The organism is Colwellia sp. PAMC 21821 (genome assembly GCF_002077175.1).
GTDB lineage: Bacteria > Pseudomonadota > Gammaproteobacteria > Enterobacterales > Alteromonadaceae > Cognaticolwellia.
The window spans coordinates 663,890-678,512 of the sequence record NZ_CP014943.1 but is presented as its reverse complement, the minus strand read 5'-3'; the positions used below and the strand labels follow the sequence as shown (position 1 = coordinate 678,512).

Sequence of the window (14,623 nt, the reverse complement as noted above, 5' to 3'; positions counted from 1 at the left end):
AACTTATTGCTTTAACAGACTTAATGGTTTTTTTTGTGTAGATGGCGATTAATGTCAATGAGATTGTTGTGTAAGTTTTTACTTATACATACATTTTTATTATCTTATTGTTTTTAGAAAATATTGTACATTTTTTATATGATTTATCTGCGATGCTAACGTCGAGTGTAATCGAGTTGTAACTGTTTGTGTTGCCCGTTAACATTATTAAGTTTATTATCTTAAGTGAAAGATTGGCTCTAAGAGCAAAATTAATCAACAACAAGGCAACATAGTCTTGAATTTAAACACTAGTATCACGAAAGTGGTCCAGGGAGTATATTATGTATAGTAATAGCAAAATAGCTAAAGCAGTGCGCGTTGCCATGATGTTTGGTGCCGGCGCAGCTGCAGCAATTTCAGCACCTGCATTTTCAGCTGAAGAAGGCGCTGAAAGCGTAGAACGTATCGAAGTAACAGGTTCACGTATCAAACGTGCTGATATGGAAGGTGCAAACCCTGTCCAAGTTATCACTCGTCAAGACCTTGTTGCATCAGGTATCTCTAATATGGGTGATATTTTACAAGAAATACCATCTGTAGCTGGTGCCGCAACTAATACCGCGATCAACAACGGTGGTTCAGGTGCAATTCGTGTTTCATTGCGTGGTTTAGGTTCTCCTCGTACATTAGTACTTTTAAATGGTCGCCGTATGGTTGCCTCGGGTACTGGTGCAGACAGTTCGGTTGATTTAAGTACTATCCCAACTGCAATAGTAAAACGTGTTGAAGTTTTAAAAGATGGCGCGTCAGCTATTTATGGGTCAGATGCAATTGGTGGTGTTGTTAACATTATCACTCGTGATGACTTTGAAGGTTTCGAATTCAATGCTGGTTATGACATCGGCACTGAAGAGTGGGATGGCGAAACTAAAAATATGGACTTAACCATTGGTTTTTCTGGTGACAAAGGTAATGCAGTTGTAAACGCATACTATGTTCAGCAGGGCGCACAATGGTCTGGAGATCGTGATTGGTCTAAATTCGATTACGGCCTGAATGGTGACGGTGAACTTATTCCAGGTGGCTCTTCGGCTCCACCATGGGGACGTTATAATGGCTTGAACTCTGTTAACCCTGCTAACTTTACACAACTTCGTTTAGATAAAGATGGTAATCCTGATCTAGATACAGATGGCAACCAACAATTTGATTTACCTACAGGTACTTGTAACTCATTTACTCATGGTGCAGCAAATGGTCCGGGTCAATCAGATCCAACTAACCCTGCAAACGCGACGGGTTACGATTGTTGGGATTGGGATAAAGACACCTATAACTTTGCGCCTGCTAACTATCACTTAACGCCACAAGAGCGTTACGGCATATTTGCTTCAGGTTCTTATGAAATCACTGACACTACACGTGTATTTACTGAACTAAGCTTTAACCGTCGTACATCAAAAACTAAATTAGCGCCTTTACCATTAGCGCCTTTAGCATTCTTTGGTTGGAGCGATGCATCATATTCTGCAGATAACTACTATAACCAACAATTTGGCCCTAAAGACCTGAATGGCGATACAGTAGAAATTGCTGATTGGCGTCGTCGTATGGTTGAAACGGGTGGTCGTGATTCTCAATTCCGTATTGAAACTGTTCGCGCCATGTTTGGTATCGATGGTGAATTTGACAATGGTTGGGGCTGGGAAGCTAGCTACATCTTTGGTCGTAACGATTCAGCCACTCAAGGTGCTGGTGGTGTAAACTTTGAAAAAGTTAGCGCAGCAGTTGGACCATCTTTTATGGATGATCTAGGCAATGTGGTTTGTGGTACTGAAGCTGCACCAATCGCAGGTTGTGTATCATTAAATACTTTTGGTACGCCAGGTACTGACGGTGAAATCAGTCAAGAAATGATGGATTACATCTTATTTGAAGCTCATGATGTGGGTTCTAACGAACAACAAATCATGTCAGCAAGTATTTTTGGTGATGCATTTGAATTACCAGCTGGTACTGTTGGTTTCGCAGCGGGTATTGAACATCGTGAAGAAAAAGGTGCTGATTATCCTGACGCACTTATTGCACTAGGTATTACATCTGGTTCATCACGTACATCAACGGTAGGTAGCTACGAAGTAGATGAAATATTCCTTGAAACGAATGTTCCATTATTAAGTGGTGTTGCTGGCGCTGAAGTATTAGAAGTTGATTTAGCGGTTCGTTTCTCTGATTACAATACTTTTGGTGATACAACTAACCACAAAATTGGTGTTCGTTGGGTTCCATTTGACGGCCTAATGGTTCGTGGTACGTCTTCAACAGCATTCCGTGCTCCATCTACATCTGACTTGTTTGCTGGTTCTTCAGATAACAGTCCTGAAGTTATAGATCCATGTAATACTAACCCAACAGCATTCTGTATCGCTGATGGTGTTCCTGCTGCAGGTTTTGAACCAATTGGTGACCAATTGTCTTCAACTCGTGGTGGTAATTCAGAACTTCAACCTGAAGAAGCTGATATCTTTACCGCTGGTATCGTATATAGCCCTGACTTCATGGAAGGTTTATCATTAACGTTAGATTACTGGGATATTGAAATTACTAGTGCAATTAGTACTTTAGGTGAACAGCTAATCTTAGACACCTGTGCTGCTACTGGCGAACATTGTGAGAAGATCACACGTTTTGGTTCAACTAGCCCACTTTACGGTAACTCAATAGATATTGACGACCGTACAACTAACGTTGGTGGTGTAGAATCATCAGGTTACGACTTTAACATTCGTTACTCTACAGACCTTGAAGGTGGCACAATAACTTTCAATGTAGACACAACTTATTACGATACATATGATATTACACAAGCCAATGGCGATGTAATTGAAAATGCGGGTCAGTTCCTACGTAATAGCGGTGATGGTAACTTCCCTGAATGGAAAACTAATGCTGACGTTCGCTATACAAGCGATAATTGGTCTGCAGCTTGGTCAGTTCGTTACATCGGTCAAGTAGATGAGCCGTTTGGTGATTCTTCACGTACCATTGATGAGCAAATTATTAATGACGCACGTTTTAGTTACTTCATGGACAACATGACAGCAACTATCGGTCTTAATAACGTATTTGATGAAGATCCACCGTATGCAGATACTGGCTTCAATGATAATACAGACCCGCGTACTTATAATACTTCAGGTCGCCACGTTTACGTAACTTTAGGATTGTCTTTCTAAGATAGTTTTAAATTAAGTAAACCATATAAAAACCATTGAGATTTACTCAATGGTTTTTTTTGTTCAGCATTTATAAAAGGTATAATACCAATCTCATTTATTATCTGATCTTCTAATTGATGAAATTGGTATAAATATGGCGTAATAGCACTTATATATATGGCGTTATAGCACTTATAAATAAAATAATAATGAGTAAATAGGGACAACAGGAGTACCTATTTATAATGAAAAATAAAAATCCTTACTAAGCTAACGAGTAAGGATTTTTAATATATGGGGGAGGTTGTTCTGGATACTAATAATTAACTTTAGCACTTTATGTTCGCGCTAAATTGTTGACCCTGCACTAGTTTGACTTTTGTATTCTTGAGATCTAAGCGCTTCTTGGTTTCTTCTTCTTACCTCGTCAGCGAGTTCTTTCTTCATACAAGTACGTTTTTTTCTATGGCTACCTGTCGTTGGTCTATATTCACAAACCATATCTTTATCTTTTGCCATTTTGTCATACATTGCATCTTTTGCTTTAGATTTACTTGGGTCAGTCGCACTACAAGCGACTAATAATACTGCAAGGCTAATCAGTGATATTTGTTTAAACATATTGAGCTCCATAGTTATTTTATAGTTATTGTATAGTTGTATATTTACTAAGTTTAATAAGTTTCTACAGGGCGTTAACCTGCCTTATTACTGTTTTAATTACTGTTTTAATACTGTTTTAATTATTACTTTCTTAACGGCAAAGACCATCCTGTGAGGTCAATACAGTTGAATTGTAGTAAATCCACACTAACTTACAACTGTGCCGTAATCGATATTGAAAGTTAGCATCATTAACAAGGCTTTTATTATATTTCTTTATAAATAGCGGTTAATAAAGTCTAGACTATTATTTGTTACGAGTCTGTAAATAATAAATTTGTAACAAAGGACAAAAATATAAAATAATATTAAATATTCTATACAGGTCAAATAACAAAGCTTATTCTGAACTGAAAATAATAATGTGAGCAGATAGTTATGGATAATAAGCCGTATTTAAAAAAAGTAAGAGATCAATATGAAAGTTATCCATATCCTTTTAGAGATCCGTCCCAGGAGAGCCATAGATTAGTTGAAATAGGTATTGAACGCCTAGATTTGATCAACTTTTATTGCTTTAAAGGCGCTTGTGACTTTAATCAATTTAGAGTGTTGGTGGCGGGTGGAGGAACGGGAGATTCTGTCATTTTTTTAGCTGAGCAGTTAAAGCATACAACGGCAGAAGTATGGTATGTAGATATTAGCCAAGCTTCTATGGCTATAGCTAAACAGCGGGCTAAACAAAGGAATTTGAGCAATATAAATTGGCTGCACACCTCACTACTATCACTTGATGCAAATATTGGTAAATTTGACTATATAAGCTGCACTGGGGTATTACATCATTTAGATGACCCTTTGTTAGGGCTACAAACACTTAAAAATTTATTAAATGATAATGGTGCCATGGGTCTGATGCTATACGGTGAGTATGGACGTACAGGCGTTTATCAAATGCAGCAATTGATGAAAATGATCAATGTGAACGAAAACCACTTAGCAAATAAGGTCATAAACACTAAAAAAATATTAGCTAACTTGCCAGAAACCAATTGGTTTACTCATAATGAAAAATTTTTAGTTGATCATATTAATGGCGAAGACAACGGCTTAGTTGACCTCTTGTTACACGAACAAGATCGGGCATACAGTATTGTAGATGTTTATCAATTACTAGAGCAGTCTGCGTTAAAATTTGTTGAGTTTAGTGATGTTAAAATGAGGATGTCATATCGTCCTGAACAATATATCAAGGATAGTAGTTTACTTAAGGTTATAAAACAGCGACCTATTATCGAGCAGCATGGCATTGCTGAATTATTAGTAGGCGCGTTTAAAAAACATGAGTTTTATGCCGCGGTTAGTACAGATACGAAGGCAAGTTTTACAGAATTATCAAATATCCCATTTTTCTTTCCAGCTGAGCATTATAAAAATTTAGGTAATCAGTTAGCGAATGCTATTTTAGCCAGTCCAAATAAAGTTATCTCTATGAAACACAGCAGTGGTTTTGAATTCGATCTGAGTGCTTCTCAGTTGAATTATGCAATATTTAAAAATATTGATGGTAAAAACACCTTACAAATTATTTTTGAAGAGGTTAGAAAAGAGCTAAAAAGTGAAGCCTTAAATAATGAGCAATTAGTGACTTATATAAGCCAGTGTTTCAAGCCGTTTATACAACTAGATTGGATATTATTGAGAGCGAGTTAACTGAAGAAAACAGGTATTTTAAATAAATAGCTAATCACGTTATGGAGCATAAACACTAAAATAACGGCAAGTTCAACGCTTTTTCATTAACTCGTTATTTTCGAGGTTATATTACGATTATATTGAGCGAGTATTTAGCCGCGTTGAACGTCTAATTGCATCGTAATACTGGCTTTTAAACACTAGACTTTGCGAACACCGAAAGTGCTTAATGATTTCTAATTGTTCAATTAAAAAGCTAATTAGCGAATTTACGCAGCAATTCAATAATAATATTTGACTTACTACGAAAGAGTTAGTAAAACATAGGGAGCACATATTTTTACAATTAAAAGGACTTCTGTAACATTGATTAAAACATTCATGTTCTTTACTTATTGAATCTAATGTTTAACGTCAGGTTACAAAAAGTTTACAGCGCTCTTTAAGAGCAAAATAAACATTCTTTTTAATGTACTTAGTTGACAGTTAGGCTGTCGTCTGGGAATATTGCATGGTTTTATTCTAAGAAATTAAAACTTAAAATGGCAGATTATTAAATTTGCGTTAACAATAAGCTTGTTATCAAAATTCAATAGCAATTGGTTGGGAACTATGTCCAAATTAAGCAAGAAAAGCCTTATCGCATCGACGATTATTGGCGCACTAGCATTTTCAGCAAGCAACTTCGCTGCTGCAGACGCATTAACAGAACTACAAAAAGCCGAAGCTCAAATTTTTAAAGCTTCAAGTAAATCACAAAGCAAAATAGACAATATTTACGGACAAACTCAAGAGTTGTTAGCTGAGTACCGTAATACTGTAGATGAAGCTGACGTGTTAAGTGGCTATAACGATCACGTTCAACTTATGGTTGACGATCAAAAAGCTAATATCCAATCATTACAAAAGCAAATTGCTGGTATAGATAAAACCAAGCAAGGCGTAGTACCTTTAATGTACAAAATGATTGACACGTTAGAGAAGTTTGTTGACCTTGATGTTCCTATGAACATTGATGCACGTAAAGAGCGTATTGCTGGTTTACGTGATGTAATGGGTGACTCAGACGTTTCAGTATCTGAACAATTTCGTTTAGTACTTGAAGCTTACGAGATTGAAGCCAGTTACGGCACTATATTCGGTGTGTATCAAGGTGAGCTTGACTTAGGTGATCGTATGATTACTGCAGACTTCGTTCACATGGGTCGTATTTCATTTGTTGCTCAATCACTTGACATGAAAAACTCTTGGGTTTGGAACAATGAGAAACGTGCATGGGAAGCTTTAGGTGACGAATACTTGAAACCTGTGACGGATGCCGTTCGTATGGCTCGTAAGCAATTACCACTTGATCTAGCTAAACTACCCGTATTTGCAGCAGGAGCAAAATAATGAAAAAAGTTATTAATTTCGTATTATTTGCTGCTTCAATGACAGTAGCAGCTTCAGCTTCGGCGAATCAGTTAGATGACTTATTAAAACAAGTCAAAAATGATCGTATTTCTGAAGCTAAAATTGATAAAAAACGCGAAGCGGAATTTACTTCTGCACGTTCTGACAAGCAAGCATTATTAAATACAGCTAAAACAGAACTAGCAAATCAACAAGCAAGAAACAAACGTTTAACGAAAGAGTATGCCGCTAACGAAATTACATTAGCGCAAAAAGCTGTAGAGTTAGACAATGCCCAAGGTACTTTAGGTGAAATGTTCGGTGTAAGTCGTGCAGCTGCAGCTAATGCTTACGGTTCAATTGTTACATCAATTGTTTCAGCTGAATATCCAGGTCGTGGTGAAACGTTAGACAAGATTGCTAACTCAAAAGCCATTCCTGAACTTGAGCAACTTGAAGAGTTATGGTTTGCTTTGCAAACTGAAATGACTCAATCAGGTGAAGTTTCTAAGTTTACTACAGAAGTAACTAACTTAGATGGTTCAAAGTCAACTGAATCAGTAACACGTATCGGTACTTTCAACTTAGTATCTGAAAACGGTTACCTAAACTACAACGATGAAGTGGGTCAAGTACAGCCTTTAGCTAAGCAACCTGCTGGTTATATTGCTGGTGCAGCTTCTTCTTTCTTCGGTGTAACTTCAGGTTACGCTCCTGTATATGTGGATCCATCTCGTGGTGCTATCTTAACGCTTGAAACGCGTAAGAAAACACTAATGGAATTCTACCATGAAGGTAAAGAAGTTGGTTATGCTATCACTGTATTGTTAGTTATTGGTCTACTTATTGCTTTAGAGCGTATGATTGTTCTTGGTAACATGAGTTCTAAAATTCGCACTCAAGAGAAGAACCTTGATCAACCGAATGACAACAATCCACTTGGCCGTTTGTTAAAAGTTTACTTTGACAACAAATCGGTTGATGCAGAAACACTTGAACTTAAACTTGATGAAGCTATCTTACGTGAAACACCGAAAGTTGACCGTGGTATTAACTTAATCAAAATGTTCGCTGCAATTGCACCACTAATGGGTCTATTAGGTACAGTAATCGGTATGATTATGACGTTCCAAACGATTACATTGTTTGGTACAGGTGACCCGAAAATTATGGCGGGTAACATCTCACTAGCACTTGTAACAACTGCTCTAGGTCTGATTTGTGCATTACCACTAATCTTAATCCACAGCATCGTAGCTGGTAGAAGTAAATCTGTACTACAAAAATTAGACGAGCAAAGCGCTGGCTTAATCGCTGCTATTGCCGAGAAGGAGTCTAAATAATGTTATTCCTGATAGAGCTTTGGGAATCTGTCAGGAGTTTTATTGCGACTGGCGGTAACGTGCTGTACGTTGTTGCCTTCGCACTCTTATTGATGTGGATAATGATGATAGAACGTTATTGGTTCTTATCAAAAGTTTATCCAAAAATGAAAGACGATATCGTCGGACGTTGGGATGCGAGAGAAGATACTACTTCTTGGTATGCACATCGAATTAGAGATACTTGGATCTCCGAAGCGACAGAACTACTAGAGCAACGTATGCTCACAATTAGAACCTTGGTGGCAATGTGTCCACTAATTGGTTTACTTGGTACCGTAACCGGCATGATCGGTGTGTTTGAAGTAATGGCACAACAAGGTACTGGTAATCCGCGTCTGATGGCGTCTGGTATATCAATGGCAACAATTCCCACTATGGCGGGCATGGTTGCAGCATTATCAGGAGTGTTTTTCAGTTCAAGGTTAGACGCTAAAGTTAAACTAGCAAAGGCTAAACTGGTTGACAGTTTACCTCATCACTAGAGAGATATTCGAATGGCACGTAAACGTATTCGTGAGGACGAAGAAGCAGTTATAGATATGACACCGATGCTTGACATCGTATTCATTATGCTGATTTTCTTTATCGTAACTACTTCTTTTGTTAAAGAAGCTGGTATTGAAGTTAATAAACCTAAAGCGGCAAATCAATCTAAACAAAAGTCAGCTAATATCTTTGTTGCAATAAAAGATAATGGCGAAATTTGGTTAGACAAGCGTCGTGTAGATGTTGAACGCGTAGCGGCCAATATTGAAAAATTATTGGCTGAGCAACCAACTGACGTTGTAATCATTCAAGCTGACAAAGACGCAAAACATGGCGTAGTTGTTAAAGTAATGGATGCAATTAAAGAAGCGGGCATAGACAGAATTTCTATCGCTGCAGCTAAGGGGTAGTTTATGGTTCGCTTTTTAGTATCTATACTACTAGGCGCGGCAGTAACATTTGCTTTGTTTGCTTTTATGGCGTTCCTTGTTTCTAGCGGTGATAGAACCAAGGAAGAAGCCTTAGAAAACATCATAGTAGAAGTTAATACGACGCCACCTAAGTCAGCTGCAGAACGCCGTCAACGTGTTCCGCCGCCGCCGCCGCCGCCGCCTAAAACGCCACCTAAGCCTCAAGCTCCAGAGCCTGAGACTAATAACGACTCAGGTGGATTAACGTTTAATATGCCTGGTGTACAGTTAGCCGGAGCAAATGCGGGTATTTCTGCACCTGGTGCTGGATTTGGTCGTGACGGAGATGCAACACCGATAGTTCGTATTGAGCCTAAATACCCAATACAAGCTGCTCGTGATGGTAAAGAAGGTTGGGTTACGCTTTCATTTACTATCAATGAGATTGGTGGTGTAGAAGACGTTGATGTTATTGAAGCTGAGCCAAAGCGCGTTTTCGACAAAGAAGCTAAAAGAGCTTTGCGAAAATGGAAGTACAAACCGAAAGTTGTTGATGGTAAAGCTATGAGACAACCAGGTTTGACTGTTCGACTTGACTTTAAAATGGACGGAGGGAATTAGTAATGAATAAGATTTTTTCATCTTTACTGTTAATTATTTCAGTTGTTCTAATTCAATTGCCAATGGTTGCAGCAGTGTCTGCAGCCGGCGCTGAAGATTCAGAAAAGCCAAAACGTAAAACTCAGCTTGTTGGACCTAGTGTTGGTAAAAAAGTAGGTAAAGCCTTTGAATCTTATTCAGAGGAAGATATTCCAGGCGCTTTAGCTATTCTTTTAGACATTGATGCTAAGAAAGATTACGACAAAGCTTATGTTGCTCGTTTTATAGCGGTTATGTATGCAACTAAGGGTGATGAAGAAGCTAACGCTATCAAATACCTAAAAATTGCTGTTGAACCTGACATTCTCAATGAGGGTGATCATGGTGACGCGATTAAGTTGCTAGCTGATTTACAGATGCAAACCAAAGCGTATGAAGAAGCCCTAGTTAATTATAAAGCTTGGATGGATTTTACGGGTAAATCAGACGGTGATACTTGGACTAAAATAGCTAATGCACATTATGCGTTGAAACAATTAGATAAAATGATTGTGCCAGCAGATAATGCGATTGCAGCTTACGGTGACAAGCAAAACAAAAATCCTTATATTTTGAAAGTTACTTCATTTTATGAAAGTAAAAAATATAAAGATGCTGTTAAAACGCTTGAAACTGTAATCCAAATATTTCCAGAAGACAAAACGTGGTGGACTCAACTTGGCATGTTTTACTTGCTAGTTGAAGATTATCAGAAAGGTCTAGAAACACTTGACCTAGCTTATAAACAAGGTTTCCTTGTTAAAGAATCTGAAATTAAAACACTCGCTAGTCTATACTCGCAAAATGCAGTGCCTTACAAAGCGGCTTTATTGCTAGAAAAGCATATTGACTCTGGTTTAGTCGCTCGTGATGATAAGAATTTATCTTCACTAGCTAACGCTTGGCATGCAGCTCAACATATCGATAAAGCGGCTAAGTACTACGGTGAATTGGCTAAAATGACTAATCTTGCCAAGCATTACAGCAAGCAAGGTATGTTATTAAAGCAAGATGAGCAGTTTAAATCAGCGATTGTTGCTTTGAATAAAGCGATTGAGCTTGGTGATAAGAATGAAGGTAGACTGCAAATGAGTATCGCAGAGTCTCATTTTTATTTAGAGCAATATAAACAAGCTTATAAAGCCATTAGTTTAGCCATGAAAGACCCTAAGACCCGCAAGTCGGCGAAGGGTTGGGAAAGCTTTATTAAAGACACAGCACAACGTAAAAAAGTCTCTATCTAAAAATTTAGAACTAAAAATTTAGAACTAAAAATTTAAAATTAGATAGCATGACACTAAAAACCAGCCAACTAGGCTGGTTTTTTTATGTTTGAAGAACTGGTGTACTTGTTAACGTTAACTTTAACTTTAACTTTAGTGAAGTCTGCATGACATTAAGGAAGTGTTAACATAGTAAAGTCTTCATAACTGCGGGGAACGCTGCAACTAGCTTTAGGTGGTTATAACCATCGGATTAATTATCGTTGCGTGGTTTTGCTTATCAGGCCATGTAAGCGCATATTCTCGAAACCACTGGTTATACCAATTGAAATAAATAATCGATCATTTTAAGGCGGTTTAAATCGTCAATAACTGCTTTGTTTTCAATCACACACGCCCTCTATTACTCGACAATTGCTCCTGCATTGTTCTACTTACGGGCATCCATGCCCTAATCAATCAAACGCCTTGCCTGCAGGGATAATGGTATGGACCCACTCCAACTTTATTTCCGGCCTCTTTAGGGCCAAAATGAAAGTGATAACAATCATTTATAAAAGCGGAGTGGATCAACATGAAGATTACTACAATCGGTTTAGACATTGCAAAATCAATTTTTCACATGTTCGCTGTGAATAAAAATGGGCGATTTGTAAAAAAGAAACAATTAAGAAGAAAACAAGTGTTGAGTTTCATGGCAACATTAGAGCCTTGCCTAATTGTAATGGAAGCTTGTGGCAGTGCGAACTACTGGGCTAGAAAATTTATTGAATTGGGGCACCAAGTAAAACTTATTGCGCCTCAATATGTAAAACCCTTCGTTAAAGGCAATAAAAATGATTATAACGATGCCGAAGGTATTGCAGAGGCAGCGCAACGCCCGACCATGAGGTTTGTGCCAATTAAATCGATAGAACAACAAGATATTCAAAACTTCCATCGACAACGTGAACGCATAAAGAAAGAACGTAAAGCATTAGCAAGTCAGGTACGAGGCTTGTTAGGAGAATATGGCATTGTCATCAATAAAGGTATTTCTGCAATTCGCAATGAACTGCCGGATATTTTAGAGGATGCGACAAATGAGTTAACGTATTTAAGTCGGGAGATATTTAATGAGTTATGGCTTGAATTTCAAGTCACAGAAGTGAAGTTTAAAGCGTGTGAAGTTCGCTTAAACACGATGAATAAAGAAAATGAAATATGTGTTCGCTTAGATGAAATATTAGGTATTGGAGCAATCACAGCTAGCGCTACTTATGCAGCTGCAGGAGATGGAAAAGACTTTGTAAATGGTCGACATTTTTCGGCATGGCTTGGGCTTGTTCCTGGGCAGCATTCAACGGGTGGAAAGGCCACCTTACTCGGTATAAGTAAACGCGGTAATAGTTATTTAAGAACACTATACATCCACGGGGCCCGGGCAGTATTAAGGCACAGTGAAAACAAAACTGACCGATTTAGTTTGTGGGCACAAGCGTTAAAATCCCGACGAGGACACAACAAAGCATGCGTTGCTGTGGCGAATAAAATAGCAAGAATGGCTTGGGTAATAATGGCGAAGGGGGAAAGTTATCGCCCGGCTATATAAATAAAGCTCAAAACTGAAGCAAGTTAGATTGGTTTCAGTGATGAGATAACAGTAAAACCCTTTTACTTCAGTTGCAAAAGATAAATTAATCGGATGGTAAGATAGTCAGACTGGCTTGCACAAAACCTGGTACCTGCATTGGCTAATAAAAAAGCCGGAGGGATGATGAGGAGTGTGAGCGCAAACAACCATCGGGGCCAGAAGGTAAAAATCCTTCATAAACAGGCCGGATATATGAGAGCAATGATTTTCTCTTACATAACGATTAAATGTCTTGCAAACGGAGTGGGTCCATATATGCAGGTACTTATGTTTAGTCTGGAACAATAAACATGTATTCTTGAACAATTTATCCTCGCTTAAAATTGGTCAATAACTTATTACATTTGGTATTATTTAAATAAACGCTAATATTTAGTCGTTTTACTACGTATAAGATAGCGCTGAGCATTAATCACATTAAGGGGTGATATCAATTTGATTAATTAAGTGATCTACTTTTTTATGTGGAAAAATGGATAATGACAAGGCATATAATTTAGTCAGTAGTTATGCTACTTATAAATTATATAACGCCGTAGTTATTCATTTTAATCATTAAAAATGAGCCGCGAATGAATCAACTTGGTGTAAGTACGAACAACCGTTCGGTATCGCAGATATTGGGTGCTTATGATGCCTAAGACTAACGACTAATATACTAGCCATTAACAATGCAATATGATCTATCACCTCAGTACCATAGATTGCTGATAATTAAAGTATCAAAGGTTTAAGTATTTCACTTTACGAAATCAAATAACACTACCTTTTAAAGCACTTTTAGTCTACAATCCGCGCCGATTAATCAATCGAAAGGAATGCTCATGTCAGAAGAAAACTTTAAAGATAACACATCACTCGTTCATATACTTTTAGCAGTCTTAGTAATGTTTGCCGCGCCGTTATTACCAATGTTAGCCGGTTGGTTTACATTGTTATCAAATTAATCAAAGACCCTTGTAGTAGCATGAAAATACTCGTTGTAGACGATAACCCGGCAATACTCGACAGCCTTAGTGCATTATTATCTGCTCAAGGTTACTTTATAAATACTGCAAGTCATGGCCTTGCGGCATCTGAAAAACTGCAAAGTAGTTGCTATGATTTAGTTATAATCGATCACTTAATGCCGATTATGAATGGTATTCAATTAACTAAACATATTCGTCAGCATGAAGTGTATGCAGACACGCCAGTGATATTTATGACCACACAAGGGCGTAAAACGGTTAAGCATATTTGCGATATCAGTTTGTTTTCGGCAATCATTGATAAGCCAATAGATGAGCAAAACCTGCTTAAATTGATAAATGACTTACTATCGCCAAATTCTCGCCTTCAGTTACTATAAATTTTCAGTGAATTGCTTTATTCTGTAACTAAAATATCTTTTGACTTTTAGAACATGACTGAAACAGAAATTAACACACTCAAATCCGCAATTCACACCATTCCTGATTATCCTAAAATCGGTATTATGTTTAGAGACGTAACCGGGATATTGGATGATGCAGACGCATTCAAACTCACCATAGATATTTTAGCTGATAAATTTAAAGATGGTGGCTATACCAAAATTGTTGGTACTGAAGCGCGAGGGTTTCTTTTTGGTGCGCCATTAGCACTAGCAATGGGCTTAGGATTTGTTCCTGTACGTAAGCCAGGTAAGTTGCCAAGAGCTACTTATATGCAAGATTATCAGCTAGAGTATGGGCACGACACTTTAGAAATCCATCAAGATGCGCTAACAGAGCACGATAATGTTTTGATTGTCGATGACTTACTGGCGACTGGTGGCACTATAGAAGCTACAACCAAGTTGATAAGACGCTTAGGTGCAAAAGTAACTGATGCTGCATTTGTTATATCTTTACCGGACTTAGGCGGTGAAAAAAAACTCGAAGATATGAATTTATCTGTATTTTCATTATTGCAATATGCTGGCGATTAAGGCTGA

At 37.8% G+C, this 14,623-nt stretch carries 13 protein-coding genes; 12 read left to right on the top strand and 1 reads right to left on the bottom strand.

Going from position 1 to position 14,623, the window contains the following annotated elements; all coding sequences use genetic code 11:
- Positions 1-323: 323 nt before the first annotated feature.
- Positions 324-3,218, top strand: coding sequence for a TonB-dependent receptor domain-containing protein (locus A3Q33_RS02840; RefSeq protein ID WP_081178632.1), 2,895 nt, complete (start codon positions 324-326; stop codon positions 3,216-3,218).
- Positions 3,219-3,548: 330 nt separating this feature from the next.
- Here A3Q33_RS02840 and A3Q33_RS02830 read toward each other — a convergent pair whose 3' ends face one another.
- Positions 3,549-3,821 carry a hypothetical protein gene (locus tag A3Q33_RS02830; protein ID WP_081178630.1) on the bottom strand — a complete coding sequence of 91 codons (273 nt, stop codon included), beginning with the start codon at positions 3,819-3,821 and terminating at the stop codon, positions 3,549-3,551.
- A gap of 420 nt (positions 3,822-4,241) precedes the next feature.
- Between A3Q33_RS02830 and A3Q33_RS02825 the strand changes: the two genes are divergently transcribed.
- The 11 genes from A3Q33_RS02825 (at position 4,242) to apt (ending at position 14,617) form a co-directional block, all read left to right on the top strand.
- Positions 4,242-5,516 (top strand): class I SAM-dependent methyltransferase, encoded by a 1,275-nt coding sequence (locus A3Q33_RS02825; protein WP_081178629.1) that lies wholly within the window; start codon positions 4,242-4,244, stop codon positions 5,514-5,516.
- Positions 5,517-6,110: 594 nt separating this feature from the next.
- The gene (locus A3Q33_RS02820) at positions 6,111-6,890 is read left to right on the top strand and encodes a DUF3450 domain-containing protein (protein ID WP_081149204.1); all 780 of its coding nucleotides are present in this window, start codon (positions 6,111-6,113) and stop codon (positions 6,888-6,890) included.
- On the top strand, positions 6,890-8,233 hold the full coding sequence (locus A3Q33_RS02815) for a MotA/TolQ/ExbB proton channel family protein (RefSeq protein WP_081178628.1): 1,344 nt from the start codon (positions 6,890-6,892) through the stop codon (positions 8,231-8,233). Before A3Q33_RS02820 ends, A3Q33_RS02815 begins: the two co-directional genes overlap by 1 nt.
- The gene (locus A3Q33_RS02810) at positions 8,233-8,757 is read left to right on the top strand and encodes a MotA/TolQ/ExbB proton channel family protein (protein ID WP_077285344.1); all 525 of its coding nucleotides are present in this window, start codon (positions 8,233-8,235) and stop codon (positions 8,755-8,757) included. The genes A3Q33_RS02815 and A3Q33_RS02810 overlap by 1 nt, the downstream gene beginning before the upstream one ends.
- A gap of 12 nt (positions 8,758-8,769) precedes the next feature.
- On the top strand, positions 8,770-9,171 hold the full coding sequence (locus tag A3Q33_RS02805) for an ExbD/TolR family protein (protein ID WP_081149207.1): 402 nt from the start codon (positions 8,770-8,772) through the stop codon (positions 9,169-9,171).
- Positions 9,172-9,174: 3 nt separating this feature from the next.
- Entirely contained in the window at positions 9,175-9,792 is a 618-nt protein-coding gene (locus tag A3Q33_RS02800; protein ID WP_081178627.1) for an energy transducer TonB, read from the top strand.
- 2 nt (positions 9,793-9,794) lie between these two features.
- Positions 9,795-11,054: a tetratricopeptide repeat protein gene (locus A3Q33_RS02795; RefSeq protein ID WP_081178626.1), complete on the top strand. Its 1,260-nt coding sequence runs from the start codon at positions 9,795-9,797 to the stop codon at positions 11,052-11,054.
- A gap of 553 nt (positions 11,055-11,607) precedes the next feature.
- Complete coding sequence (locus A3Q33_RS02790; RefSeq protein WP_081178271.1) at positions 11,608-12,624, top strand: IS110 family RNA-guided transposase; 1,017 nt, start codon at positions 11,608-11,610, stop codon at positions 12,622-12,624.
- An 866-nt stretch (positions 12,625-13,490) separates the two neighbouring features.
- Entirely contained in the window at positions 13,491-13,613 is a 123-nt protein-coding gene (locus tag A3Q33_RS20925) for a hypothetical protein (RefSeq protein WP_286160897.1), read from the top strand.
- A gap of 20 nt (positions 13,614-13,633) precedes the next feature.
- Positions 13,634-14,017 (top strand): response regulator, encoded by a 384-nt coding sequence (locus A3Q33_RS02780; RefSeq protein WP_081178625.1) that lies wholly within the window; start codon positions 13,634-13,636, stop codon positions 14,015-14,017.
- A 54-nt stretch (positions 14,018-14,071) separates the two neighbouring features.
- Complete coding sequence (gene apt, locus A3Q33_RS02775) at positions 14,072-14,617, top strand: adenine phosphoribosyltransferase (protein ID WP_081178624.1); 546 nt, start codon at positions 14,072-14,074, stop codon at positions 14,615-14,617.
- Positions 14,618-14,623 lie beyond the last annotated feature (6 nt).